Consider the following 25,226-nt stretch of genomic DNA (forward strand, 5'->3'; position numbering starts at 1 on the left):
AACCCCTCGTCCCGCAACGCCTCCGCGGCCCGCAGCCCCGCCAGCGACGCCCCGACGACCACGATGCGGCCCTCACGCCGGAACGCACGCAGGTTCTCGGCACTGGTCATGACGTCGCCGCCTCGGCAGGCACCGTCCGGCTCTCCAGCCGGTCCACCAGGATCGCCTGGACCGGACAGGCCGCCGCCGCCCGCAACACCCGCTCCCGCTGGGCGTCGTCGGGCTCCGGGTCGTACATCAGCGCTTCCTCCCCGTGCATCCGGAACGCGTCCGGAGCCAGGAACGCGCACTGCGCATAGCCTTCACATCGGGAGAGATCAACGACGACTCGCATCCCGGCCTCCACAGGGGCTGCAGGCTGCGGACCCGGACCGGGCGGCGGCGCACCGCCAAGTCGGGTCTCCGCAGAGGAATTTGGTGTCGCGAGAAAGAACGCGCACGGGACTCGGTCGTCGCGCGGACCTGCGGACGGCGGTCAGACCGCCTGGAGATCCCGCGACGTCACCCGATCAGCGTAGGCCGCGCCCCCGGCCCCCGCACGCCGGGAAGCCGGGGGTCCGCCGCCCGGGAGCGGCCGGTCCCGTGGTGTCCCGCGCGCCCGTCCGGCGGGTGGTCCGGCCCTCCGGGTGGTTCGGTGTCAGCAGGAGTTCCGAACGGCGCGGCGGCGGGGGCCGGCCGGAACGGACCGGAACCGGACCGGACCGGAACCCGACCGCAGCAGGACCGCAGCAGGAGGTGCCCCGATGGCCTCGGACCAGCCCGCGCCCGCCGCGCCCGTGCCCCCGGGCGACCTCTCCGAAGCGGCCTTCCGGGAGCTGTACCGCAGGCTGCGGGAGAGGGCCGGGGACGCCGGGGCACAACAGCGCGGCGCGCTGGGGCGGCTGACGCCGGAGCGGGTCGTGGCGGCCGCCGCCTCGGTCGGGTGCGGGCGCGCCGTGTCGCTGGCCGCGGCCGTCGAGACGCACAGCGCTCCGGACAGTCCGGAGCCCGCGACGCACCGGATGACGGCCCCCGCCCCCGCGGAGCGGGACGCACCCGGCCTGGTGTTCGCCCGCGACCGGTTCGCCATGAACGTGCACAACGACGTCGACAGCCATCTCGACGCGCTCTGCCACGTGCTCTTCGACGGCGAGCTGTACGGCGGTGTCCCGGCGCGCACCCTGACCCCCGCCGGGGCCGAGGCGCTCTCGCTGGACCTGGTGCGGGACGGGATCGTCGGCCGGGGCGTGCTGCTGGACATCCCGCGGCTGCGCGGAGCGCGGTGGCTGGAGCCCGGCGACCGGGTGACCGCCGAGGACCTCGGCGCGGCCGAGGCCGCCCAGCGGTCTCCGGTCGGACCGGGCGACCTGCTGTTCGTGCGGGTGGGGCACCGGCTGCGGCGCCGGAGCCTCGGCCCCTGGGACGTGACGCGGGCCCGCGCCGGCCTGCACCCGACGGCCATGGAGTTCCTCGCCGAGCGGGGCGTGTCGGTCCTCGGCTCGGACGGCAACAGCGACGCCGCGCCCAGCGCGGTCGCCGGAGTCGGCTTCCCGGTGCACGTCCTGGCCGTCAACGCCATGGGGGTGCACCTGCTGGACTGGCTGGACTTCGAGGCCCTGACACCGGTCTGCGCGGAGCTGGGGCGCTGGCACTTCCTGTGCGTGGTCGCCCCGCTGCGGCTCCCGGCGGCGACCGGCTCCCCGGTGAACCCCATCGCCGTCCTGTGACGGCCGGAGCCGCGCCGCGGCGCGGCTCCCGGGGTGCCGCGTCCCCGTACCGCGCGTACGTTCGAGGAGAGGGGAGGCCCGCGCCGGGCGCGGAAAGGGCGAGCGGAGAAGCCGAACAAGGACGGTGGTTGCCATGGACACCCTGCCCCCGTACGACGTCATCGTGATCGGCACCGGGGCCGGCGGCGGCACCCTGGCGCACCGCCTCGCCCCGTCCGGCAAACGGGTCCTCGTCCTCGAACGCGGCGACTACCTGCCGCGCGAGCGCGACAACTGGGACTCCACGGCCGTCTTCGTGAAGGCCAAGTACCGGGCCCCGGAGTTCTGGCTGGACCGGCACGGCAACGAGTTCCCACCCGAGGTGAACTACTACGTCGGCGGGAACACCAAGTTCTACGGCGCCGCGCTGTTCCGGCTGCGCCCCGAGGACTTCGGCGAACTCCGCCACCACGACGGCGTCTCCCCGGCCTGGCCGATCGGTTACGACGACCTGGAGCCGTACTACACCCAGGCCGAGCACCTCTACCGGGTGCACGGCAGGCACGGCGAGGACCCGCTGGAAGGGCCGTGCAGCGCCCAGTACGCGTATCCACCGGTCGAACACGAGCCGCGCATCGAGCAGTTGAGCATGGACCTGGAGAAGCAGGGACTGCACCCCTTCCACCTGCCGATCGGGGTCGACCTGACCCAGGACGAGGACGGCCGGGCCACCCACTCCAGCGTCTGCATCCGCTGCGACCGGGTGGACGGCTTCCCCTGCCTGCTGCGCGCCAAGTCCGATGCCCAGGTGATCTGCGTGGAACCGGCGCTCGACCACCCGAACGTGGAGATGGTCACCAACGCCCGGGTGACCCGGTTGGAGACCGATCCCACCGGACGCAGCGTCACCTCCGTGGTCGCCGAGCTGCCGGGCGAGCGGGAGGCCCGGTTCTCGGCCGATGTCGTGGTCGTGGCCTGCGGGGCCGTCAACTCGGCGGCGCTGCTGCTGGCCTCGGCCGACGACCGGCATCCGCAGGGGCTCGCGAACAGCTCCGGCGTGGTCGGCCGGTACTACATGCGCCACAACAACCTGGCGCTGATGGCCGTCTCGAAGGAGCCCAACGACACCCGGTTCCAGAAGACCCTCGCACTGCACGACTGGTACCTGGGCGCGGACGACTGGGAGTACCCGCTCGGCGGGATCCAGATGCTCGGCAAGTCCGACGCCGACCAGATCCACGGCGAGGCCCCGCGCTGGGCGGGCGCGGTCGCGCCGGACATGCCGTTCGAGGTGCTGGCCCACCACGCCGTCGACTTCTGGCTGTGCGGGGAGGACCTGCCGCGGCCGGACAACCGGGTGACCCTGGAGGAGGACGGCCGGATCCGGCTCACCCTCGACGAGGGCAACAACATCGCCGGGCTCCACCGGCTGCGCCACAAGCTCCAGCACATCCTCGGCCACCTGGGCATGCACGAGCACCGTCTGCTGTCCCGCAGCATCTACCTGCACAAGGGCATGCCGATCGGCGCCACCGCGCACCAGGCCGGCACGGTGCGGTTCGGCACCGATCCGGCGTCCTCGGCCCTGGACGTCAACTGCAAGGCGCACGACCTGGACAACCTCTACGTCGTGGACACCAGCTTCTTCCCGAGCATCGGCGCGGTGAACCCGTCCCTGACGGCCATCGCCAACGCGCTGCGCGTCGGCGACCACCTGCTGGAGCGACTGGGCTGAGCCTGCGCGGGCACCCGCCCCCGACCGGGCGAAGATCCTCCGCCGGGCAGCGCAACGCGGTCCGCCACCGCGTGCCGCCGTCCCCGGCCGGTGCTTGTCTGATGCCCGGACCTCCGGGCGACGGGCCCGGTGGAGACGGGCCGGCAGTGGAGGAGCAGGACATCGTGAGTGCCACCGAGGGCGCACCCCGGGACGTGATCCCCACGCACCTGCTGAAGGGCCAGAAGGCGCTGGTCACCGGCGCGAACTCCGGTATCGGCAAGGCGACGGCCATCGCCCTGGGCCGGGCCGGGGCCGATGTCGTGGTCAACTACGTGGCCGGCGGCGACGAGGCCGAGAAGGTGGTCGAGGAGATCACCGGCCACGGGGTGAAGGCCGCCGCCTACCAGGCGGACGTCTCCGACGAGCAGCAGGTCGTCGCGATGGTGGACCGGATGGTCCGGGAGTTCGGCACGATCGACATCCTGGTCGCCAACGCCGGACTCCAGCGGGACGCCCCGTTCACCGAGATGACCCTCGCCCAGTGGCAGAAGGTCCTGGACGTCAACCTCACCGGGCAGTTCCTCTGCGCCCGGGAGGCGACCAAGGAGTTCCTGCGCCGCGGTGTCGTGCCCGAGGTCTCCCGGGCGGCCGGGAAGATCATCTGCATGAGCTCGGTGCACCAGATCATCCCGTGGGCCGGGCACGTCAACTACGCCTCCTCCAAGGGCGGCGTGCAGATGATGATGGAGACGCTGGCCCAGGAGCTCGCCCCGAAGAAGGTCCGCGTCAACGCGATCGCCCCCGGCGCCATCAGGACCCCCATCAACCGCGGCGCCTGGGACACCCCTCAGGCCGAGCAGGACCTGCTGAAGCTGATCCCCTACGACCGGGTCGGCGACCCCGAGGACATCGGCCGCGCGGCCGTCGCCCTCGCCTCCGACCTCATGGACTACGTCGTCGGCGCCACGCTCTACGTCGACGGCGGGATGACCCTCTTCCCGGGCTTCGCCACCGGCGGCTGACCGGTGCACACGGACCTGGTCCTCGCCGGATCCCTCGCCGGCGTACCGGCGCAGACGCTGCCGGCCCGGTCGATGATGGCCTTCACCCTGGCCTCCCACATCATCCTGGTGCCCCTGGGCGTCGCGCTGCCGCTGATCACGCTCGTCCTGCACGGCTACGGCCTGCGCCGCGGCGACGCCACCGCCCTGCTGCTCGCCCGGCGGTGGTCGGCCGTCATGGCGGTGCAGTTCGCGATCGGCGTGGTCACCGGCACGGTGCTGTCCTTCGAGTTCGGACTGCTCTGGCCGGGCCTGATGGGCCGCTGGGGCGACGTCTTCGGCATCGGCTTCGGCGTCGAGGCGTGGGCGTTCTTCCTGGAGGCCGTCCTCATCGCCATCTACCTCTACGGCTGGCGCAGGCTGCCCTCCCGGACCCACTTCCTGCTCGGGCTGCCGCTGCCGCTCGTCGCGCTGCTCGGCGCCTTCGGCATCCTGGCCGCCAACTCGTGGATGAACACCCCGCGCGGCTTCACCCTCGACGCCGCGGGCAACCCGGTCGACGTGAAGATCTGGAAGGCCGTCTTCACCCCCATGTTCGGCCCGGAGTACTGGCACTTCGTCTTCGCGATGTTCGTGACGGCGGGCTATGTCGTGGCCGGCGTCTACGCCGTCGGGTGGCTGCGCGGCCGCCGGGACCGCTACCACCGGCTCGGCTTCACCGTGCCCTTCACGCTGGCCGCCGTCTGCACGCCCGTCCAGTTCGTGCTCGGCGACTCCATCGCCCGGCAGGTCTTCCACAAGCAGCCGGTGAAGTTCGCCGGCATGGAGATCGTCTGGAAGACCGCCACCCACCAGCCGGAGTACCTGTACGGCCGGTTGCGCCCGGACGGCACCGTGGCCGGTGGCATCCGGATCCCGCAACTCGACTCCGTCCTGGCAGGCTTCCGCCCGGACACCCGGGTCACCGGCCTGACCTCGGTCCCCGCGAGCGACCGGCCGACGCCCGCCCAGGCCACCATCGCCCACTTCGCCTTCGACACCATGGTCGGGATCGGCTCCCTGCTGCTCCTGCTCGCGCTCTGGTACGGCGTCCTGTGGCTGTGGCGCCGCCGGCTGCCCGTCTCCCCGTGGTTCTTCCGCGCCGCCGCGTGCGCGGGCGTCGCCTCGGTGGCCGCTGTCGAGTGCGGCTGGATCACCACCGAGGTGGGCCGCCAGCCGTGGATCGTCTACCAGAACATGCGGGTGGCCGAGGCGGTGACCGCGACCCGCTCCACCAGCCTGTGGATCATGTTCGCGGTGGTCGTCGTCGTGTACGTCCTCGTCTTCGGCTCGTTCCTCGTGGTGCTGCTCAGGATGCGGGCGCGCTGGCGGCTCGCCGACGAGCGGGGCGGGCCGCGGCCGCCGGGGGAGACGCCACAGGCCGACACACCGGAGACGGACACCCCGTACGGCCCGCGCTCCGCCGGGAGCCGGCCGTGATCGCCGGGGTCATCGCCGTCGTCCTGCTCCTGGCGATCGCCGCGTACGCCTGCGGCGGCGGCACCGACTACGGCGCCGGTTTCTGGGACCTGACCGCGGGCGGCGCCGAGCGGGGCAGGCGCCCGCGCCGGCTGATCGACCACGCGATGGAACCGGTCTGGGAGGTCAACAACGTCTGGCTGATCTTCGTGTTGGTGCTCATGTGGACCGGCTTCCCGGTCCTCTTCCAGCGCGTCTTCACCACGATGTGGCTGCCCCTGGCGCTGGCCGCCGTGGGCATCGTGCTGCGCGGTGCCGGCTTCGCCCTGCGCAGGCCCGTGCGGCGACTGGCCGGCCGACGCCTGTACGGGGCGGTCTTCGCCGTCTCCTCGCTGCTGACGCCGTTCTTCCTCGGTGCCGCCGCCGGCGGGGTGGCCTCGGGCCGGGTGACCGCCACGTCGACGGCGTCCACGGACGCCTGGGCCAACCCCACCTCCCTGCTGTTCGGCCTGCTCGCCGTCGCGGCCACGGCGACCCTGGGCGCGGTCTTCCTCGCCGCGGACGCGCGCCGCTTCGGCGTGCCGGACCTGGACCGCTACTTCCGCCGGCGGGCGTGGGGCGCCCTCGCCGCCGTCGCCGTACTGGCCGTCGTCACCCTCGTCGTCACCCATGGCGACGCGCCCCACGTCTGGCACGGCCTCACGCACGGCGTCGGGCTGGTCTTCGTCGTCGTGGCGGCGCTGGCCACGCTCGCCACCGCCTGGCTGCTGACCCGCCCCTCCGCGGCCTGGTCCCGGGTCACCGCGGTCGGTGCGGTCGCCTCGGCCGTCATCGGCTGGGGCATGGCGCAGCGGCCCTACCTCGTCCCGACGTCGCTGACCGTGGCCGAGGGCGCGGGCGCGCACAGCACGCTGCGCTGGCTGGGCCTGGTCACCCTCGTCGCCGTCGTCCTCGTCGTCCCCGCGGTCGTCTTCCTGTACTGGCTGGACACCCACGGCGAGCTGGAGGGCCTCACGGACGCCGACCTGTCACAGGGGCCGCCGTCAACGCCCCGATAGGGGCGCGGGGAACTGCGCGACCAGCCGCGATGGTGCCGCACCTGACCGAAGTCCGGTCGTGGTCGGCTGCGGGCCGGTGGGGGCCGGTCGCGCAGTTCCCCGCGCCCCTTACGGGGCGCTCAGCGCGCGTCCAGTGCCTGGTTGAGGGTGATCGCCGAGTCGATGAGGGCGAGGTGGGTGAACGCCTGCGGGAAGTTGCCGAGTTGGCGGCCGGTCGGGTCGATCTCCTCGGAGTAGAGGCCCAGGTGGTTGGCGTACCCCATCATCTTCTCGAACACCAGCCGGGCCCGATTGGTCCGGCCGGCGCGAGCCAACGCGTCGACGTACATGAACGTGCACAGCGAGAAGGTGCCCTCCGAGCCGCGCAGGCCGTCGGGCGAGGCATCGGGGTTGTACCGGTAGACCAGGCTGTCGCTGACCAGTTCCTCCTCCACGGCGTCCAGGGTGGACGACCACATGGGGTCACCGGGGGTGAGGAAGCCGACCGTCGCCATCCGCAGCAGCGAGGAGTCCAGCACCTCGCTGCCGTAGTGCTGGACGAAGGCCCGCCGCTGCTCGCTCCAGCCCTTGGCCATGACCTGCTCGTAGGCGGCGTCCCGTTCGGCCTGCCAGCGTCCCGGCGAGGACGGCCACCCCGTCGCCTGGGCGAGCCGCAGCGCCCGGTCGAACGCCACCCACGACATCACCCGGCCGTACGTGAAGTCCTGCCGACCGCCGCGGGTCTCCCAGATCCCCTCCTCGGCCTGGTCCCAGTGGTCGGCCAGCCACTCCAGGTCCGTCCGCAGCGAGGTCCAGCCCCCGTGCCCGAGCGTGAAGCCGTGCCGGTGCGCGAAGTAGATGCTGTCCAGTGCCTCGCCGTAGATGTCCAGCTGGAGCTGGGTGGCGGCGCCGTTGCCGATGCGGACCGGGGCGGACCCCTCGTAGCCCTCCCAGTGGTCGAGGATCTGCTCGGTCAGGTCGGAGGAGCCGTCGACCGTGTACATGATGTTCAGCGGACCCGTGTCCCCGTGCCGGCCGGCCCGCTCCTTGACCCGGTCGCCCAGCCAGATGATGAACGCCCTGGCCTCCTCCGTGAACCCCAGCCCCAGCAGGGCGTACACGGAGAACGACGCGTCCCGGATCCAGGTGAAGCGGTAGTCCCAGTTGCGCTCACCGCCCAGCTGCTCCGGGAGCGCCGCCGTCGGGGCCGCCACCAGGGCCCCGCTGGGCGCGAACGTCATGAGCTTCAGCGTGATCGCGGACCGCTCCACCACCTCCCGCCAGCGCCCGGTGTAGCGCGACTGGGCCAGCCAGGTCCGCCAGAACGCCGCCGTCTCCTCGAAGAGCCGTTCGTGCTCCGCGCGGCGGATCTCCCGGGGCGGGCCGTCGGCCGCCGTCTCCAGGACCAGCCCGCGCTGCTCACCCGCCGCCAGGGTCAGCGAGACCTGGAGGTCGGCGTCCCGGTGCGTGAGGATGTCCGTGAGCCGCTCGTCGTCCGGTTCCCGGACGAGGTGCACGGTGAGCTGTGTGCCGTCCTCCGCGGCGAACACCGCCCCGTGCTGGGTGAGATGCACCTCGTGCTTCATGAGCCCGTAGTCGAACCGCGGGGCGACCTCCACGTCGAACGTCATGGTGCCGCGCACGCAGCGCACCAGGCGGACCAGCCGGTGCCGCTCCGTGGCCGTCGTGCCGGTCACCGGCATGAAGTCGAGCACCTCGCCGGCGCCCGCCTCGGTCATGAACCGGGTCACCAGGATCGCGGTGTCGGGCAGGTACAGCTGCTTGGTCGAATGGGTCTGATGGGCCGGCCGCACCGTGCAGTGTCCGCCGTTCTCCTTGTCCAGCAGCGCCCCGAACACACTCGGCGAGTCGAACCTCGGGAAGCAGAACCAGTCGACCGCTCCCTCGGTGGTCACCAGAGCCGCGGTCTGCAGATCGCCGATCAGCCCGTGGTTCTCGATCAGCGGGTAGTCGTCCATCGGGGCGCCCCTTCCGCGTGCGAATCACCCGAACGCACCCCCTCGATCAGCGTATGCCGCCGCCATCGGCCGGGCTCGTCGGGCGGCGGGCGGCGCGGCGGGGGTTCGCACGGTCCGCGTCAGCACCGCCGCGTCCAGCGCGCGGCGTACGTCGTCGGGGAGCCATGCGCAGTGCGGCCACTGGACGATCTGCTCGGCGATCTCCCGCAGCTTGGTGTTGGTGTGCTGCGAGACGTCCCGGAGGATCTCCCAGGCCGTGTCGGGGATCACCCCGCTGTAGGCGATCACGACGCCCATGGCCTGGTCGACCGTCGCACGGGCGGTCACGGCGTGCCGGAGCTGGGCGATCTCTGTCTCAAGGGCGGCGATCCGGGCGAGGGGGTCCATCTCTTCGGGCGCTTCGGGCTCTTCGGGCATCGTGGGGGGCTCTCTGGTCAGGCTGTCGGGCCGGTCTCTTCCAACCTGCCCGCGTCCGGCCCTCCGAAGGGGGACAGCAAACGCAAGGCCGACGCCCTCGCTGTCCACGGAACGAAACGCCGCCGCCGTGGTGCGCGAGCGCCGTGATGTCCGTCTCTCCCGGTTTAATCACCGGCACCGGGGCAGCCGGGAGGGATGGACTCGCTGGTTTTCGAGAGCGACGACCTCGGTGTGACGGAGGATTTCCTCTCCCGTGCCTACGCGCGCATGCGCATCGGAAGCACCACACCGGCCGCCAGTACCGCACGCGTCCGCCGCGACGCGACGACCTCGTTCAACGTGGACGAGATCGACCTGGACTTCGAGATGTCCTACTCGGTCACCCCGCTCGGCCGGATCTGCCTCTGCGTCGTCCACGAGGGGACCGTCCAGGACCACGTCTTCCACGGGGTCCGGGACTCCTTCGGCCCCGGTGACACCGTGCTGTTCGCGCCCCACGACCTGCCCTACGCGGGCCGGATCTGCAACGCCCGCTACAACATCACGATGCTGGACCCCGGGCTGCTGGACCAGGTGGCCGACTCCGCCGGCGCGCGGACGGGCGCGCCGGTGCGGCTGACCGGGCACCGCCCCCGGTCGCAGGCCGCCGCCGACCAGCTGAAGCACACCATCTTCTACCTGCGCGACCACGTCCTGGCCGACCCCGAGACCGCGGCTCAGCCGCTGGTCGTCTCGGCCGGCAGCCAGCTGCTGGCCGCGAGCGTCCTGGCGGCCTTTCCCAACACCGCCCGGACCGACCCCACCGGCCAGGACCGCGGCGACGCCCACCCCGCCACCCTGAGACGGGCCGTCGCCTACATCGACGACCACGCCGACCGGCCGATCACCGTCTCCGACATCGCGGACGCCGTGCACGTCACGGTCCGCACGCTCCAGTACGCCTTCCGCCGGCACCTCGACACCACGCCGATGGCCTACCTCCGCCGGGTCCGGCTGGCGCAGGCGCACCACGACCTGCTCGCGGCCGACCCGCACAGCGGGGTCACCGTCGCCGGTGTCGCCGCCCGCTGGGGCTTCACCCACCCCGGCCGCTTCGCCGCGCTCTACCGGGCCGCGTACGCCACCGGCCCCGCCGACACCCTGCGCGGCTGACCCGGCCGGGACGGCACGGCTCCCGCACGCGGTGACGTGCGGGAGCCGGTGTGCCAGGGCCGCGGCGGCGGCGCGGGAGAAGACGGAGTCGGAGGCGGGCAAGGCGGGCTCCGGCGGGGGCTCAGTCGTCGCCCCGGACGATGTTCCCGTCGCCGGTCGGGGGCGCGCCGGCCGTGGCGCTCTCGTCCGCGACGGCGGCGACACACGTCCGCATGCGCTCGCGCGGGAAGTGGTGTGCCTTCGCCCAGCCGGTCTTCGCCACGCGGAGGGCGGACTGCTCATGGATGCGCCTGGTCACGGCCGCTCATCTTCTTTCTGCTCGTCGTCTGCCCGCCGAGTTGCCCGCCGGGCGCCGGGCAAACTCCCGCCCGGCACGGTCGTGCGTGTCGCCCGCGCAGGACGGGAACCCGGCGGTCATGAACGCTCAGGCACTGCGGGGTTCGTACTGGATCGAGACCGCGCCGGACGGGGCGCCCGCTCCGCCGCCGGACGGGGACGTCACCGTCGACGTCGCCGTGGTCGGCGGCGGGATCGCGGGGCTCAGCACGGCGTGGGAGCTGGCCCGGCGCGGCCGGGAGGTGGCCGTGCTGGAGGCGGGGCGGCTCGCCGCCGGGGTCACCGGCCACACCACGGCGAAGCTGACCGCGCTGCACACCCTCGTCTACGACCATCTGCGCCGCACCCGCGGCCGGGAGGGCGCGCGGCTGTACGCCGAGTCGCAGTCGGCGGCGATCCGCCGGGCCGCCGAGATCGTCGCCGACCTCGGCATCGACTGCGAGTGGGAGGAGGCGGCGGCCTGCACCTACGCGGAACGCCCGGAGCACGTCGGGCAGTTGCGGGCGGAGGCCGAGGCCGCGCGCGAGGCGGGGCTGCCGGCCGAGTTCGTCACCGGGACCGAGCTGCCCTGGCCGGTGGCCGGCGCGGTGCGGGTCACCGGCCAGGCGCAGTTCCATCCCGTGAAGTACCTGCGCGCCCTCGCCGCCGACCTGCGCCGGCGCGGCGGTGCCGTGTACGAGGGGACGCGGGTCACCGGCCTCTCCGAGGGCGAGCCCTGCGTCCTCGCGACCGACGTGGGCGCGACGGTGCGGGCGCGCGAGGTCGTGGTCGCCACGCACTACCCCGTGTTCGACCGGGCGCTGCTGTTCACCCGGCTCTCCCCGCGCCGTGAACTGGTCGTCGCGGGGACGGTGGACGCCGACCGGGCCCCGCGGGACATGTACATCACGCCCGAGCAGAACACCCGGTCCGTGCGCAGCGCTCCGCAGGCCGACGGCACCCGGCTGCTGGTCGTCACCGGGGAGCACTTCACCCCCGGCACCGGCGACGCGGAGGAGGGCTTCGCCCGGCTGACCGCCTGGGCCGACAGCCGCTTCCCGGGGCTGACGGTCACGCACCGCTGGGCCACCCAGGACAACGACTCCACCGACTCCGTGCCCCTGGTCGGCCCGCTGCACCCCGGCAGCCGGCACACCTACGTGGCCACCGGCTTCGGCGGCTGGGGGCTGAGCGGCGGCATCATGGCCGGCGGCCTGATCAGCGACCTCGTCGAGGGCCGCGACTGCGCGTGGGCGGGGCTCTACGACCCGCGCCGGCTGGCCTCCGTGGTCCGCGAGGGCGGGTCGTTCCTCAAGCACCAGGCACAGGTGGCCCGGCACTTCGTCGGCGACCGGCTGCCGTCCGGCACGGCGCCCGCCGTCGAGGACCTCGCCCCCGGGGACGGGGCCGTCGTACGGGTGAACGGCCACCAGTGCGCCGTCCACCGGGACGACGGCGGTCAGCTGCACGCCGTCTCGGCCCGCTGCACCCACCTCGGCTGTGTCGTCGCCTTCAACCGCGCGGAACAGGCCTGGGAGTGCCCCTGCCACGGCTCCCGCTTCGCCCCGGACGGCCGGATCCTCCAGGGCCCGGCCGTGCGACCGCTGGAGCGGCGCGACCTCTAGTGCCCCGGCGGCGGCCGGTCCGTTACGTCTGCTGCCCAGGGGTACCCGTGTGGCGCGCCGGCCCGCGCACCCATCCGACCCGGCCCGTGGAGCAGACCTGTGAAACCCCTCGTGACCGACCGCACACCCGGCACGTCCCCGGAGCCCTCCGCAGCCGAGGCGCCGGCCCCGGCCGCCGCCACCCGGCCGTCCCCCCGGCCGTCCCCCCGGCTGCCCCTCCGGCCGTCTCGGGCATCGAGCTGAGGCGGGTACCGCGATGACCGTCGACTCCCTCGTCACCGCTCCCCGGTTCCGCTGCTGGGCGCCGCCGGGCGTCTACCGGCCGCAGACCGACACCGCGCTGCTGGGCCGGGCGCTGCGCCGGGAGCGGATCACCAGCCGTACCGAGGTCCTGGACCTCGGCACCGGCAGCGGTGCGCTCGCGGTGGAGGCGGCCCGCCACGGCGCCCGCGTCACCGCCGTGGACATCTCCTGGCGGGCCCTCGCCACGGCCTGGTGCAACGCCCTGCTCAACGGACACACGGTGCGGGTCCGCCACGGTGACCTGGCGGCCGCGGTCCCCGGCCGCCGCTTCGACCTCGTGATCACCAACCCGCCGTACGTCCCCGCCCCGCCCGCCGACGGGCCGCCCCGGGGCGCCGCCCGCGCCTGGGACGCGGGCCCGGACGGCCGGCTGCTGATCGACCGCATCTGTGCGGCGGCCCCCGCGGTGCTGCGCCCGGCCGGGCGGCTGCTGATGGTCCACTCGCACCTGAGCGGTGTCGAGGAGACCCTGGACCGGTTCGGCGCCGCCGGCCTGCGCGCCGAGGTCGTCGACCGCGCCCGGCTGCCGTTCGGGCGCGTCCTGCACTCCCGGCTCACCTGGCTGCGCGAACGCGGACTGGTGGCCGACCGGACCACGGAAGAGCTGGTGGTGATCCGTGCCGCACACTCCTGAACGCCCCCGCCGCGTCCGCGTCCAGCGCGAGGGCCCGCTCCTGGTGGAGGGCCCCGTCGAAGTCGTGGACGAGGACGGCCGGGTGACGGTGTCCCACCGGTTCGTGGTCGCCGTCTGCACCTGCCGCCGCACCCGGACCCCGCCCTGGTGCGACACCAGCCACCGCCGCCGTACGAAACCGGACGAGACCTCATGAGCGACGTGCGCCTGCCCGAGCCGCGCGGTCCGTTCTCGGCCGCGCTGACCGACCTGCTGCGCGGGGCGGACCCCGCCCCGCCGCCGCTGCACGCCGACCCCTACGGCGACGACCTCCAGCTCGCCCTGTACCTGCTCTACGAACTCCACTACCTGGGCTTCGCCCAAGTGCCCGACGACCGTGAGTGGGACCCCCGGCTGCTCGCCCTGCGCGCCGCGCTGGAGGACCGCTTCCTGGGCGCGCTGCGCGCGGACGTGCCGGTCGACGCGTCCGACACCGCCGCGCGCGCCCTGGACGAGCTCCAGCTGGAACCCGTCGGCGACGACGGCGGCAGCATCTCGTACTTCCTGCGCGACCGGGGCACTCTCGGCCAGTTCCGCGAGTACGCGGCGCTGCGCTCGCTCTACCACCTCAAGGAGGCCGACCCGCACGCCTGGGTGATCCCCCGGCTGCGCGGCCGGGCCAAGGCCGCCATGGTGGCGGTGGAGTTCGACGAGTTCGGCGCGGGCCGCGCCGACCAGATCCACGCGCGGCTCTTCGCCGACCTGATGGCCGACCTGGGCCTGGACACCTCCTACGGCCACTACGTCGACGCGGCACCCGCCGAGGCCCTGGCCACCGTCAACATGATGTCCCTGTTCGGCCTGCACCGGGCCCTGCGCGGCGCGCTCGTCGGCCACTTCGCGACGGTCGAGGTGACGTCCTCCCCGGCCTCCCGCCGCCTCGCCGAGGCGCTGCGCCGGATGGGCGCGGGGCCGGCGGCCGTCCGCTTCTACACCGAGCACGTCGAGGCGGACGCGGTGCACGAACAGGTGGTACGGCACGAGGTCGTCGCCGGACTGCTGGCGGACGAACCGGCGTTGGAGGCCGACGTGGTCTTCGGGATCCGGGCGACCGGGCACCTGGAGGACCGGCTGGCGGCGCGGCTGCTCGCCGACTGGCGGGAAAGCGGCACCGCGCTCCGTACGGAGCGCATCAACCCGGCGACGGTGGGTACTGCGCCCTGATGAGGGTAAGCGTGCTGGACGCCGGTTCGAACACGGTGCGGTTGGTGGTGACGGACGCGGCGGACGGGGTGCCGCTGCCGGTGCACACCGCGAAATGGAAGCTGCGGCTGTCCGAACAGGTCGCGGCCGACGGCCGGTTCGGCGAGCAGGCCACCGAACACCTGGTCAAGGCGGTCCGCAAGGCCGCCGAGCTCGCCGCCCGCTGGGGTGCGCCGGAGCCGCTGGCGTTCGCGACCGCCGTCGTCCGGGGCGCCCCCGACCGGGCCGCCGTCCTGCGGGCGGTGCACGAGAAGACCGGCGTACGGCTGTGCGTGCTGCCCGGAGAGACGGAGGCCGAGCTCACCTTCCTCGGCGTCCGGCGCTGGATGGGCTGGCGCGCCGGGCCGCTGGCCCTCTTCGACATCGGCGGAGGCTCCCTCGAAGTGGCCTTCGGGCGCGGCCGGATGCCGGATTTCGCCGCCTCCCTGCCGCTCGGCGCGGGCAGGCTGACCAGGGAGTACCTCGACCTCGACGGGCCGCCGTCGGAGGCCGAACTGCAGGCCCTGCGCCGCGCGGTGCGCCACCAGCTGAGGGACGCCACCGCCCGGATCCGCTGGGAGCATCCGCACACCGCCGTGGCCACCTCCCGCACCTTCCAGCAGCTCGCCCGGCTGTGCGGCGCCGTGCCCGGACGGCACGGGCCGTTCGCCGAACGGGTGCTGCGCCGCGGTGACCTGCGCCGCGCGATCGACCGGCTGGCCGCCGTGCCGGCGGCCGCCCGCGCGGAGCTGCCCGGCATCTCCGCGCCCCGGGCCCGGCAGAGCCTGGCGGGCGCGGTCGTCGGTCACACCGCGATGAAGCTGAGCGGGGTGAAGACCGTCGCCGTCTGCCCCTGGGCGCTGCGCGAGGGCATCCTGCTGCGCTTCCTGGAGGACGGCGCCGACTGGTGGGCCGACATCGAGACGGGAACGCACCCCGGCGGGCCGCCCCTCGACGGGCCCGGCGTCAGCCGCCTCCCCCTACGCCGGACCGCCACATCGGCGCCAGAGCGCTGACCCGCCGGACGCCGAGAGGCGCCGGACGCGGCGACGCGCCGGACGCCGAGAGGTACCGGACGCCGAGAGGTATCAGGCGCGAAGAGGTACCAGGCGCGAAGAGGCGCCGGACCGTCGCATCGGCGCCGGAGCGGCGACGCGCCGAACGCCGAGAGACACCGGACACGAAGAGGTGCCGGACACGAAGAGGCACCGGACGCGGTGACACGCCGGACGCCGAGAGGCGCCGGACGCGAAGAGGCGCCGGACGCGAAGAGGCGCCGGACGCGAAGAGGCGCCGGACGCGAAGAGATGCCGGACGCCGAGAGACACCAGACACGAAGAGGCACCAGACCCTGAGCGACACCGGACACGAAGAGGCACCGGACGCGGTGACGCGCCGGACGCGGAGAGGTGCCCGGAGCCGTTCGGCTTCGGGCACCTCCGGTGTTCGGCTCCCGCAGGGTGCGGGCGCCGGGATCACCCGGCCACGGTGGCCGTCACGTCGGCCGTGTTCACGTAGATGGTCCGGTTGTTGAACTGGGCCTGGTAGTACTTCTGCGCGCCCTTCACCACGGCACCCGAGGTGAAGAAGTCGTCGGCCGCCGCGGCCGGCTGGTCCACGACGTAGGCCTGGCCGACCGGGATCCGGTAGCCGGGGGCGGTGAGCGCGACCTGTCGCGACGGCGACAGACCGGCCGGGTACTCGGACGCCGCCGGGTACGCCTGGCCGTACAGCGGCGCGGCACCGGGGCCCACGGCGCTGATGACGGTCACGCCCGTGGTCGGGACGGTGTTGCGCCCGCACGGGTTGTAGATCCAGCCCTCCTGGCCGTCGTACCAGATCGCGGTCCAGTCGCCCTGGCGGTCGGCCACCACGAACTGCTGACCGGCCTGCACCCGGTCGCTCCAGTCGCTGATGTCGTCGGTGCCCGCCGTCAGGCCGGGGTGCACGACGGGGTCGAGGAGCAGCGGCGCGTCGGCGGCGGGTGACTGACGCACGAACAGCGAGTTCGACGCCTGCGCGACCTCGCCGCAGGCGGTGGTCGTGCCGGACGGGTCGTCGGCCGGACAGACCGTGTAGGACTGGGTGTTCGTGTCGAAGCGCGGAGCGATGGTCACCACCGAGCCGACCGGGCCCACCCCGTGCGGGCCGGTGTCCGTGGGCGCGCCGAGCAGCCGCATGAAGCGGTTCCAGTCCCAGGCCGTGCCCGGGTCCCAGTGCTGCTTGGCCAGGTTCGAGTCGAGCGAGCCGGGGACGTTGTCGTGGCCCAGGATGTGCTGCCGGTCCAGCGGCACGCCGTAGCGCTGGGCGAGGTACGTCACCAGCTCGGCGGTCTGCCGGTAGGTGGCGTCGGTGTACCACTGGGCGCCCTGCGCGGTGAAGCCCGCGTGCTCGATCGAGACCGAGTGCAGGTTGTAGTGGTAGTTGCCGACGGCGAACGCGATGTCCTCGACCGGCATCAGCTGCGTGGTGCTGCCGTCCGTGTCCATCAGGTAGTGGGCGGACGTGACCGCGCCGCGGGCCGACAGGGCGGACAGCGCACTGGCGAAGCTGCCCTCGGCGGTGTGGATGACGATCCGGTCGATCTGGATGCCGTTGGCGGGCCGGTCGGACACCTGGCCGTTGCTGCCCGTGACGGCGACCGGCGCGTAGGTGCAGTTCATGGTGTCCGGGCACTCGGCGCCGGTGGTGGCGGTCGCGCTCGTCAGGTGGAGCCTGCCCAGCTGGGACAGGTCGGGCCGCGCGTCCTCGTCGGCGGCCAGCCGCAGCGTTCCCTGGGCGGTGGGCTGCCGGGCGCCCGACGCGATGGCCCCGAAGACGTCGTCGACGTACCGGGTGGCGGCCTTCCGGTCGGTGAACTGCCCGTACCGGGCCACGGCCGCGGTCCAGTCGGACGGGTCCGCCGACAGGGCGCCGGTGAGGGTCTTCTGATAGGACGCCAGCAGCGCGGCCGTGCCCTCCAGGTTCGCCGCGCGGTCGGTCCGCAGCCGGGCCGCGGGTATGCCGGTCAGCTTCGACGCCGTCCGCAGGGTGTGCATGCCGGGCCGGTTCACCAGTGCGGCCAGGTCCGAGCGGCCACCGGCGCCGGCCGCGCCGTCGACGAGCATGCCCGTCGTCACGTCGGTGAGGTTGCCGAGGCCGTAGCCGCCCTTGTCGCTGTAGCCCGGGTGGGTCTGCCAGCCGGACTCCTCGCGGGTGACGCCCATGAGCACGGACACGGGGACGTCGTACTTCGCCGCCGCTGCCGTGAAGTCGGCCTGCAGGCCGGACGGCCGGGGGGCCGTGGGCTGGGCCTGCGCCGCCGAGGGCAGGAGCGCCAACGCCCCGGCCGCCACGATGCTGCCGGCGACGGCCGACGCCGGCCACCGCTTGGAATTCCGTCTGTACCAGGTCATGCTGCTCCGTTCTCCGTCGTCCTGAAGAGATGACGGTGAGGAGGCCGCGGTTCCATCCGAGGACGCCCGGTCGGCCGCCGCTGTCTCCGTAACTCGTCCGGAACTATAGAGAGTTGGGAAAACGCGAGGGGCACCGGGCCACTCGTCCCGCGCTCCGCCCACCGCACCGGGGAAGCGGAGGGGTCCGGACGGGTGGTTCCCGTGGGGAGATCGGTGAATTCCGCGTGTCCCGGTCGGCGGCTCGCGGGGCGGCCGATAGCGCGATGCGACAGTCGTCTCGCCCGATGAACAGGTCTTCGGCGTGCCCGCACGCCGACCGGACCAGGCCGACCGGACCAGAAGGAGCGGGATGGCTGGAACCAGACAGGGGGACCCACGGTGAACGGTCACGCGCAGCGGCGGGTCCTCACCTTCGTCGGCAGCGTGCTGCTGGTCCTGCAGTCACTCGTGGTCCTCGGACCCGCCTCCCCCGCGTGGGCGGGGGACGACCGGAGTCTCGCCACGAACGGCAACGAGCCGCACAACGCCACCGTCAATCCCCGCCGGCCGAGCCAGGTGGCCGTCATGCAGGGATGCACCGTCCGGATCGACAACCACTTCGGCAAGGACGGCTTCCCGATCACCCGGACGTCGACCCTGCCCTGCTCGGGCGACCCCTCCCTCGCCTTCGACTCGCAGGGGCGCCTGTTCGTCGCCCACCTCTCCAGGAGCTTCAACACCGCTCCCGCCTTCGGCGTGGGCGTGGCCCGGATCACCGACCTGACGACGCCCGGGAACCAGCCGTACACGGCGGCCCAGGTGAGCGCGAGCAGCGGAGTCAACGACGACAAGCCCTGGCTGGTGGCCGACGCCGAGCCCACGAGCCCGTACCGGGACAACCTGTACGTCGTCTGGTCGCATCTGGGCACCCCGTGGCAGATCGAGTTCTCCCGCCTCGTGAGCGGCAGCACCGCGTGGTCGGCGCCGAGCGTCCTGTCCGCCGCCGGGGAGGGGAACGTCTGGCCCTCGCACGCGGCCGTCGGCCCGAACGGCGACCTCTACGTCGCCTACCACGCCAACGGATGCGCCGAGGGGACCGACGGCGCGCCCGGCCAGGGCACCACCCAGCTGCTCCGCGACGGCTCCGGGGGCGCCGACTTCGCCGCCGGCACGGTCGAGCAGCGGACGACGCCGTTCGGGCCGGGACAGGCCACCATCACCTGCAACGTGGTCAGTTCCCCGGGCGGTGACATCCCCGGCACCGACTTCTGGCTCCAGGGCAGCATGCAGCCGTGGGTCCTGGCCGACCCGGCCCGGCCCGGGAACGTCTACGTCGTCGCGAACGACGACCCCGACAACGTCTTCGCGAACGGCGACGACGCCGACGTCGTCATCGCCCGCTCCACGGACAACGGGCGGACGTTCACCCGCGGCAGGGTCGACCACGGGCCCGGCCAGACGTTCGCCGTGATGCCCGCGGCCCACCTCGACCAGGCCGGCAACGTGGTCGTCACCTGGTACGACAACCGCGGCGGCCGGCGCAACTTCGGCACCGGGCCGAACGGCACCAACAACTTCTTGCTGGAGCTCTACGGCACCACGAGCCGCGACGGCGGGCGGACCTGGGCCCGGGACTTCCGGGTCGCCGACTCGCCCTTCGACCCCGACCGCAACGCCCCCTGCCGCTTCGCCTGCGCCGCCGGCTCCACCCAGCAGACGCTGCGCATCGGCGAGTACAACGGGCTGTGGGCGGCCGACGGGATCGGATACGCCAGCTGGACCGGCAACACCACCCCGCCGACGGCCACCGCGCCGGCCCAGGGCAACCAGACCACGTACTTCGACGTCTTCTCGCTGCTCGGCGCGTTTCCCGACGCCTACGAGCCGAACGACTCGATCGACACGGCCGTCGCCACCGCGCTCGGCACGAGGAACAGGGTCACCAGGCCGCGGCTGACCCTGCACGACGCGACCGACGTCGACTTCTTCCGGATCGAGCCCCGCCGGACCGGGCTCCTGCGGGCCGAGATCGCGTTCAACGAGGTCGTCTCCCGGCTGCGGATCCGCGCCTACGACAAGTTCGGCAACCGGGTGGCCACCGGAACCGGCACCACCACCAGGCCGGGCAGTTCGGTCAGCGGGCTGGCGCTCCCGGTCGTCGCGGACCAGCCGTACTTCCTCGCGGTCGCCGACGCCGGCATCGCCGACCCGACCCGGCCCGGTGACGCCTCGCCGACCGACCCGCCGCAGGCCACCTACGACCTCACGGTCGTCAACCGGGCGGCCCCCGAGCCCTTCGGCCTCGACCTCCGGCACGAGTCCGACACGGGCCGGTACGACAACGACGACGTCACCAGGATCGCCGGGCCCGATCTCCTCCTGCGGGTCGACGACGCCCGGCTGAGGGCCGCGGGCATCCCGCTGTCACCGCAGAACGCCACGGCCACGCTCACGGACGACGCCCCCGGCTACAAGGTGGCCGTGGAACGCGACGGCAGGCGCGTCGGCTTCGCCCGGCCGGTGGACCCGGCCCACCGGCCGGGGCTGTACCGGATCCGGCTGAAACCCGTCCTGCTGGAGGGCGAGAACCAGATCACCGCCGAGGTGGTGATCGTCGACCGGTCCGACGACCCGGACGCCCCCGGGGTGTCCCACGCCGTCGGCTCGGGCCCGGAGAGCGCACACCGGCTGTCGATCACCCTCGACACCAGGGCGCCGAGGCGGCCGGGCGCCCCGGACCTGCTGCCGTCGAGCGACACCGGCGACCACCGGGACAACATCACCTCGATCAGCAGGCCCGCCTTCCAGGGCCGCCGGGTCGAGCCCCACACCCTGGTGCGGCTGACCGCCGATCCGAAGGGGCACGCCGGCCCGGTCGTGGTCGGCACGGGCACCGTCACCTCGGGCGGCGCCTACGAGGTCGTCAGCGCCCCGCTGGACCTGGGGAAGTACGGCTTCGCCGTACGGCTGGAAGACCTCGCGGGCAATGTGAGCCCGGCCTCGCCGGTCCTCAAGGTGCACATCACCAGGAACCCGCCGCACCCCAGGGGGCACCACCCGAAACCCGGTCGTCGCCCCTGACGTGCAGGAGACCGTGACGGCCGGCCGCCGTCCTGCGCCCGTGCCCCGCCCCTGAGCAACCGGGGGCGGGGCACGGTGACTTCGGGCTGACGCCGCGCCACCGGCCCACCGGGGATGGCAGGTTCTGGTCAATAACTGACCAAGTTCCGGACACCCCGCGCCGCCGGTGATCGGGTGCTGTGCGACGTCTGTGCAACTGCCCGTTCGGGAGGATCCGGTGTCAGCAACAACCCGTAAGAGACGGTGGCTCACGATCTGGGCCATCACCGCGTCCGCCGCGCTCGTCGCGATACCCGCGGGCGCCGCGCCCGGCGGCGCCTCCGGCCCCTTCGGCGTCCGCGCGCTCGACCGGCTCGCCGCCGAGCGCGCGCACTCGGTGGGGGCCGTCACTCCCAAGGTGACGGCGGACGACGACGACGGCAACGAGGCCGACGAGATCGCCGAGGGCGCGGACCAGTACGCGGAGGCCCGCACCTCGCCCGGCATCGTCGCCCCCGGCGCCTACGGCGCCGCCTGGACCAGCCTGACCAGGCTGCCCGCCACCGGCGGCAGGTGGCGCAACATCACCGACCTCCCGTACGACTCCGACGACGCCCGCTACCGCGACATCGACTCCAACTCCAGCGGCGGCTCGGGCGACGTCACCGGCCGCATGGCGGCGATCGCCGCGGACGACGACGGATACGTCTACGCGGGCAGCGCGGGCGGCGGTGTCTGGCGGTCCCGGCGGGGCGGCGGCCACTGGAAGCCGATCAGCGACCGGCTGCCCTCGCAGTCCACCGGCGCGCTCGCGCTCGACGGCGCGGGACGGCTCTGGCTCGGCACCGGCGAGGCCACCACCAACGCGGACGCCTACCTCGGCAGCGGCGTCTACGTCCTCTCCCACCCGCACCACGGCACCTTCTCCGCCCGCAGCCGGGTCGGCGGCGACGAACTGGAGTCCACCACCATCCACGAACTGCGCTTCGGCGGCGGCAAGGTGTGGGCGGCCACCAGCGAGGGCGTGTGGAGCCACTCCACCAGGAAGCTCACCGGCGCCTGGAAGCTGGAGTTCGCGCCCAACCCCGACTACCTGCCGGGCGGTTCGCTGGCGAGCGACCCGTCGGCCGCGTACAAGAACATCGCCAACGACATCGCGATCGACCCCAAGGACCCCTCGAAGGTGATCCTCGCGGTCGGCTGGCGCAGCGGCGACGACTACAACGGCTTCTACACCAAGGGCACCGACGGCACCTGGACCCGCATCAGCAGCGGCTTCGGTGACCTGCCCACCGACGCGGACAACGTCGGCAACGTCACCTTCGCCCGGTCCGCCGACGGCTCCCGCTACTACGCCATCGACGAGTCGCCGGAGCAGCTGAACACCAACCCGGACAGCGGCCTGGAGGGCATCTACGTCTCCAAGTCCGGGTCGCCCACCGGCCCCTGGACGAAGATCGCCGACTACCAGGGCCTGGCCGCCGACGGCTCGGCGCTGACGACCAGCGGCTACATGCCGGGCGTGCAGGCCTGGTACAACCAGTTCCTCACCGTCGACCCGGCGAACGCGGAGCACGTCTACGCCGGCCTGGAGGAGGTCTACGAGACCAAGGACGGCGGCTCCACCTGGTCCACCGTCGGCCCGTACTGGAACTTCACCTTCCCCTGCTGGTCCATCGACCCGGCGAAGCAGACCGGCGACTGCAGCCAGACCACCCACTCCGACCAGCACGGCGTCGCGATCGGCCGCTACCACGGCAAGAGCTTCGTGTACGTCGGCAACGACGGCGGCGTCTACAAGCGCCCCGTCGACGGCTCCCAGGACGCCTCCGGCCACGCCACCGACTGGACCTCCCTCAACGACGGCACCATCGACACCCTCCAGTACTACTCGGTGGGCATCGGCAAGGACCTGACCAACGGCGGTGTCTCCGTCACCGGCGGTCTGCAGGACAACGGCCAGTCCGTCCTGCGCAGCAACGACACCGTGATGGGCTCCAACTTCGGCGGCGACGGCGGCGACACGCTCACCGACCCCGCCAACGGCTGCAACATCGCCGAGGAGTACGTCTACCTGGCCATCCAGGTGACCCAGAACTGTGCGGTGAACGACGGCAGTTGGGTGAACGACGCGAGCAAGGCGACGTCGTACAACGTCGCCCCGGCCGACAACGCCACCAGCGAGGCCCGCTTCATCGCCCCGCTCGCCACGGACGTCAAGGACAGCAACACCTGGATCGCGGGCGGCCGCCACGTCTGGGTGCAGACCCACGGCTACGCCATCCGCAGCGGTGCGGAGTGGACCAGCGTGCACGACCTCGGCGCCGGCCGCACCGCGACCGCCGTCGCCGCCTCCGGCGGCAAGGTCTACGTCGGCTGGTGCGGCCCCTGCAACAACCAGGGCTTCGCCCGCGGCATCGCCGTCGGCAACGCGGACGGCACCGGCTGGCACGACATCACCCTGCCGGTGGACGGCACGGTGCCCAACCGCTACCTCAGCGGCTTCGCCGTCGACCCCCGCAACGCCGACCACGTCTTCCTCGCCGTCAACGGCTTCTCCCGGCACTGGACCGAGGGACCGGGCGCGGGCGTCGGCCACGTCTTCGAGTCGAAGGACGGCGGCACCACCTGGACCGACATCTCGGCCGACCTCCCCGACGTGCCGGCGAACTCCGCCCTCGTCACGCGCGACGGCGGCCTCGCCGTCGCCACCGACCTCGGTGTGGTCTACCGGGCCCCGGGCCGCACCCACTGGCAGCGGGTCGGCTCGCTCCCGGCCGTCGCCGTGCTCCAGCTGAAGCCGAGCCCCGACGGCAGCACCCTGTACGCGGCCACCCACGGCCGCGGCATCTACACCATCAAGGTGCGCGACCTGCGCTGACGCGCTCCGCGCGGGAACGGTAAGGGGTGATCCCGGCGTGCCGGGGTCACCCCTTCGGCGCTGGAGGGCCGGTCTGTTTGGCGGCACGTGGGCGGGAAACCCGGAGGCCGCCAGCTCGCCGCGGTGCCCGTCGGCCGCGGCCGACCGAGAACCGAGAGGAGTCCGCGTCATGACGACTCCTGATCCCGAGCCGGGCCGAACCCCGGGACTCGAACCAGGTGGCGGCGTGCCGCCCGGCGACACCCCGCCCGCGGAGGGCAGCATCTCCGGCATCGCTCATCCCGAGCCGCCCGAGCTGCGCAAGGGCTGGGCGGCCATGCCGCTCGTCCTGATCATGGCCGTCGTGCTGCTGGTGGTGATCGGCCTCATCGCGATGGCGGTCGCCCTGACCGGTTAGGCCCCGTCCGCGGCGGTACCGGTCAGGACCGAGCCGAAGCGCGCTTCGGTCTCGGTCAGCTGGAGCACCCGGCGCACCTGGGGCCGCACGCCGCACAGGCCCAGCACGCCGCCGTCCGCGACGACGCGCAGGCGCAGGCGCAGCAGCATCCCCAGACCGCCGGCGTCCATGAAGCCCACCCGTGTCAGGTCGACCGTGAGGTCACGGCCGCCGAGCAGCAGCCCGTCGGTGACCGCCGCGGCCCGCGCGCCCGCGGGAAAGTCCAGTTCCCCGCTCAGCGCGAGCAGGATCCGGGTGGGGGAGTCGCTGATGCGTACGTCGAAGTCCACCATGGGGCAGAACCACCGTTCGGGGGTCGGTCGAGGACCATCGCGGTCGGCTCCCACTGCCGGAAGAAGGCCGTCCAGGGGCGGCGGCGGAGCGCCGCGCACAGCCGAGCGAGACAACCCGTACCCACCGCCGGCCACGTTTCCTCGGTGACCGCTCGGCAGCGCGGGGTCCCCCACAGGACCAGGTTGGTACCCCGCCAGCCTGACACAGCGGCGCGAAAGGAACCAGACCGCCGGGGCAGAGGGCGCGAGGGGAGAGGGACGGCACCGCCGACAGGGCGGGTCGTCTCCGGGTCCCGCTCCTGGCCGGGCGGGGTGGACCAAGGCCGGGTACCCCGGTCCCGGTGCCTCATGCCGGGCGGCGCGCGGAGAGCCTTCACCGGTCTTCTCCGGTACGTCGAGAGCTGCCTGACCACGCCCTCCGGCTGGACACGTACATCAAGCACGCCGAGCGGGCGGACAACGAACAACTGGTCGAATTGTGCGCCGACCCGGCCGCGTCGTCGGCACCCGCAGTCATCTCCCGGCCCGCCACGGGTATCCGCTTGCGAGGCAGGAGCGAGCCTCGCGTGACAAGCTGATCGCGAGGCTTGTCCGGACGGGACGAGTAGCGGAGGACGGCGTGGACTGGGGTCGGTTCG

The 25,226-nt window shown here is 73.3% G+C and carries 20 protein-coding genes; 14 read left to right on the forward strand and 6 right to left on the reverse strand.

Annotated elements, in window-relative coordinates; genetic code table 11:
• Window positions 1-106: 106 nt before the first annotated feature.
• Window positions 107-334 carry a ferredoxin gene (locus AB0M11_RS29640; protein WP_365710812.1) on the reverse strand — a complete coding sequence of 76 codons (228 nt, stop codon included), beginning with the start codon at window positions 332-334 and terminating at the stop codon, window positions 107-109.
• A gap of 409 nt (window positions 335-743) precedes the next feature.
• Here AB0M11_RS29640 and AB0M11_RS29645 point away from each other — a divergent pair, with 409 nt between their 5' ends.
• The 5 genes from AB0M11_RS29645 to AB0M11_RS29665 all read left to right on the forward strand — a co-directional run bounded on the left by AB0M11_RS29645 (window position 744) and on the right by AB0M11_RS29665 (window position 6,919).
• On the forward strand, window positions 744-1,706 hold the full coding sequence (locus AB0M11_RS29645; protein WP_365710814.1) for a cyclase family protein: 963 nt from the start codon (window positions 744-746) through the stop codon (window positions 1,704-1,706).
• 133 nt (window positions 1,707-1,839) lie between these two features.
• On the forward strand, window positions 1,840-3,420 hold the full coding sequence (locus AB0M11_RS29650; RefSeq protein WP_365710816.1) for a GMC family oxidoreductase: 1,581 nt from the start codon (window positions 1,840-1,842) through the stop codon (window positions 3,418-3,420).
• 164 nt (window positions 3,421-3,584) lie between these two features.
• A complete protein-coding gene (locus AB0M11_RS29655; protein ID WP_365710818.1) occupies window positions 3,585-4,424 on the forward strand; it encodes an SDR family oxidoreductase in 840 nt (279 codons plus the stop codon).
• 72 nt (window positions 4,425-4,496) lie between these two features.
• Window positions 4,497-5,882 carry a cytochrome ubiquinol oxidase subunit I gene (locus tag AB0M11_RS29660; protein WP_365710879.1) on the forward strand — a complete coding sequence of 462 codons (1,386 nt, stop codon included), beginning with the start codon at window positions 4,497-4,499 and terminating at the stop codon, window positions 5,880-5,882.
• Entirely contained in the window at window positions 5,879-6,919 is a 1,041-nt protein-coding gene (locus AB0M11_RS29665) for a cytochrome d ubiquinol oxidase subunit II (RefSeq protein ID WP_365710820.1), read from the forward strand. The genes AB0M11_RS29660 and AB0M11_RS29665 overlap by 4 nt, the downstream gene beginning before the upstream one ends.
• A gap of 119 nt (window positions 6,920-7,038) precedes the next feature.
• On the opposite strand, the gene AB0M11_RS29670 is transcribed toward AB0M11_RS29665, so the two are convergent.
• Both AB0M11_RS29670 and AB0M11_RS29675 read right to left on the reverse strand, forming a co-directional pair.
• The gene (locus AB0M11_RS29670; protein WP_365710822.1) at window positions 7,039-8,877 is read right to left on the reverse strand and encodes a glycoside hydrolase family 15 protein; all 1,839 of its coding nucleotides are present in this window, start codon (window positions 8,875-8,877) and stop codon (window positions 7,039-7,041) included.
• Window positions 8,878-8,901: 24 nt separating this feature from the next.
• Window positions 8,902-9,294: an ANTAR domain-containing protein gene (locus AB0M11_RS29675; protein ID WP_365710824.1), complete on the reverse strand. Its 393-nt coding sequence runs from the start codon at window positions 9,292-9,294 to the stop codon at window positions 8,902-8,904.
• A gap of 195 nt (window positions 9,295-9,489) precedes the next feature.
• On the opposite strand from AB0M11_RS29675, the gene AB0M11_RS29680 reads away from it, so the two are divergent.
• Window positions 9,490-10,446 carry an AraC family transcriptional regulator gene (locus AB0M11_RS29680; RefSeq protein ID WP_365710826.1) on the forward strand — a complete coding sequence of 319 codons (957 nt, stop codon included), beginning with the start codon at window positions 9,490-9,492 and terminating at the stop codon, window positions 10,444-10,446.
• A 121-nt stretch (window positions 10,447-10,567) separates the two neighbouring features.
• Here the strand turns inward: AB0M11_RS29680 and AB0M11_RS29685 are convergent, their stop codons facing one another.
• Entirely contained in the window at window positions 10,568-10,744 is a 177-nt protein-coding gene (locus AB0M11_RS29685) for a hypothetical protein (RefSeq protein WP_365710828.1), read from the reverse strand.
• A 118-nt stretch (window positions 10,745-10,862) separates the two neighbouring features.
• Here AB0M11_RS29685 and AB0M11_RS29690 point away from each other — a divergent pair, with 118 nt between their 5' ends.
• The 5 genes from AB0M11_RS29690 to AB0M11_RS29710 all read left to right on the forward strand — a co-directional run bounded on the left by AB0M11_RS29690 (window position 10,863) and on the right by AB0M11_RS29710 (window position 15,560).
• Complete coding sequence (locus tag AB0M11_RS29690; RefSeq protein WP_365710830.1) at window positions 10,863-12,386, forward strand: FAD-dependent oxidoreductase; 1,524 nt, start codon at window positions 10,863-10,865, stop codon at window positions 12,384-12,386.
• A gap of 256 nt (window positions 12,387-12,642) precedes the next feature.
• Window positions 12,643-13,323, forward strand: a complete 681-nt coding sequence (locus AB0M11_RS29695; protein WP_365710832.1) for a HemK2/MTQ2 family protein methyltransferase — start codon at window positions 12,643-12,645, stop codon at window positions 13,321-13,323.
• Complete coding sequence (locus AB0M11_RS29700; protein ID WP_365710833.1) at window positions 13,307-13,519, forward strand: CDGSH iron-sulfur domain-containing protein; 213 nt, start codon at window positions 13,307-13,309, stop codon at window positions 13,517-13,519. The genes AB0M11_RS29695 and AB0M11_RS29700 overlap by 17 nt, the downstream gene beginning before the upstream one ends.
• On the forward strand, window positions 13,516-14,526 hold the full coding sequence (locus tag AB0M11_RS29705; protein WP_365710835.1) for an iron-containing redox enzyme family protein: 1,011 nt from the start codon (window positions 13,516-13,518) through the stop codon (window positions 14,524-14,526). The genes AB0M11_RS29700 and AB0M11_RS29705 overlap by 4 nt, the downstream gene beginning before the upstream one ends.
• The gene (locus AB0M11_RS29710) at window positions 14,526-15,560 is read left to right on the forward strand and encodes a Ppx/GppA family phosphatase (RefSeq protein ID WP_365710837.1); all 1,035 of its coding nucleotides are present in this window, start codon (window positions 14,526-14,528) and stop codon (window positions 15,558-15,560) included. The genes AB0M11_RS29705 and AB0M11_RS29710 overlap by 1 nt, the downstream gene beginning before the upstream one ends.
• A 459-nt stretch (window positions 15,561-16,019) precedes the next feature.
• Here the strand turns inward: AB0M11_RS29710 and AB0M11_RS29715 are convergent, their stop codons facing one another.
• On the reverse strand, window positions 16,020-17,939 hold the full coding sequence (locus AB0M11_RS29715) for an N-acetylmuramoyl-L-alanine amidase (protein ID WP_365710839.1): 1,920 nt from the start codon (window positions 17,937-17,939) through the stop codon (window positions 16,020-16,022).
• A gap of 378 nt (window positions 17,940-18,317) precedes the next feature.
• On the opposite strand from AB0M11_RS29715, the gene AB0M11_RS29720 reads away from it, so the two are divergent.
• The 3 genes from AB0M11_RS29720 (at window position 18,318) to AB0M11_RS29730 (ending at window position 24,256) form a co-directional block, all read left to right on the forward strand.
• On the forward strand, window positions 18,318-20,999 hold the full coding sequence (locus AB0M11_RS29720) for an Ig-like domain-containing protein (RefSeq protein WP_365710841.1): 2,682 nt from the start codon (window positions 18,318-18,320) through the stop codon (window positions 20,997-20,999).
• A gap of 217 nt (window positions 21,000-21,216) precedes the next feature.
• Entirely contained in the window at window positions 21,217-23,859 is a 2,643-nt protein-coding gene (locus tag AB0M11_RS29725; RefSeq protein ID WP_365710843.1) for a glycosyl hydrolase, read from the forward strand.
• 169 nt (window positions 23,860-24,028) lie between these two features.
• The gene (locus tag AB0M11_RS29730) at window positions 24,029-24,256 is read left to right on the forward strand and encodes a DUF6480 family protein (protein WP_365710845.1); all 228 of its coding nucleotides are present in this window, start codon (window positions 24,029-24,031) and stop codon (window positions 24,254-24,256) included.
• On the opposite strand, the gene AB0M11_RS29735 is transcribed toward AB0M11_RS29730, so the two are convergent.
• Window positions 24,253-24,588, reverse strand: coding sequence for an STAS domain-containing protein (locus tag AB0M11_RS29735; RefSeq protein WP_365710847.1), 336 nt, complete (start codon window positions 24,586-24,588; stop codon window positions 24,253-24,255). The two genes, AB0M11_RS29730 and AB0M11_RS29735, sit on opposite strands and share 4 nt — an antisense overlap.
• Window positions 24,589-25,226: the final 638 nt, after the last annotated feature.

Origin of the sequence: Streptomyces sp. NPDC051987 (genome assembly GCF_040680735.1) — a bacterium.
GTDB lineage: Bacteria > Actinomycetota > Actinomycetes > Streptomycetales > Streptomycetaceae > Streptomyces.

What these genes read in the sequence shown, in the direction of transcription:
- AB0M11_RS29730 (WP_365710845.1), top strand. Translation starts at nt 24,029, where the DNA reads ATGACGACTCCTGATCCCGAGCCGGGCCGAACCCCGGGACTCGAACCA.
- AB0M11_RS29715 (WP_365710839.1), bottom strand. Translation starts at nt 17,939, where the DNA reads ATGACCTGGTACAGACGGAATTCCAAGCGGTGGCCGGCGTCGGCCGTC.
- AB0M11_RS29670 (WP_365710822.1), bottom strand. Translation starts at nt 8,877, where the DNA reads ATGGACGACTACCCGCTGATCGAGAACCACGGGCTGATCGGCGATCTG.
- AB0M11_RS29675 (WP_365710824.1), bottom strand. Translation starts at nt 9,294, where the DNA reads ATGCCCGAAGAGCCCGAAGCGCCCGAAGAGATGGACCCCCTCGCCCGG.
- AB0M11_RS29640 (WP_365710812.1), bottom strand. Translation starts at nt 334, where the DNA reads ATGCGAGTCGTCGTTGATCTCTCCCGATGTGAAGGCTATGCGCAGTGC.
- AB0M11_RS29705 (WP_365710835.1), top strand. Translation starts at nt 13,516, where the DNA reads ATGAGCGACGTGCGCCTGCCCGAGCCGCGCGGTCCGTTCTCGGCCGCG.
- AB0M11_RS29710 (WP_365710837.1), top strand. Translation starts at nt 14,526, where the DNA reads ATGAGGGTAAGCGTGCTGGACGCCGGTTCGAACACGGTGCGGTTGGTG.
- AB0M11_RS29660 (WP_365710879.1), top strand. Translation starts at nt 4,497, where the DNA reads ATGATGGCCTTCACCCTGGCCTCCCACATCATCCTGGTGCCCCTGGGC.
- AB0M11_RS29690 (WP_365710830.1), top strand. Translation starts at nt 10,863, where the DNA reads ATGAACGCTCAGGCACTGCGGGGTTCGTACTGGATCGAGACCGCGCCG.
- AB0M11_RS29680 (WP_365710826.1), top strand. Translation starts at nt 9,490, where the DNA reads ATGGACTCGCTGGTTTTCGAGAGCGACGACCTCGGTGTGACGGAGGAT.
- AB0M11_RS29645 (WP_365710814.1), top strand. Translation starts at nt 744, where the DNA reads ATGGCCTCGGACCAGCCCGCGCCCGCCGCGCCCGTGCCCCCGGGCGAC.
- AB0M11_RS29650 (WP_365710816.1), top strand. Translation starts at nt 1,840, where the DNA reads ATGGACACCCTGCCCCCGTACGACGTCATCGTGATCGGCACCGGGGCC.
- AB0M11_RS29695 (WP_365710832.1), top strand. Translation starts at nt 12,643, where the DNA reads ATGACCGTCGACTCCCTCGTCACCGCTCCCCGGTTCCGCTGCTGGGCG.
- AB0M11_RS29735 (WP_365710847.1), bottom strand. Translation starts at nt 24,588, where the DNA reads ATGGTGGACTTCGACGTACGCATCAGCGACTCCCCCACCCGGATCCTG.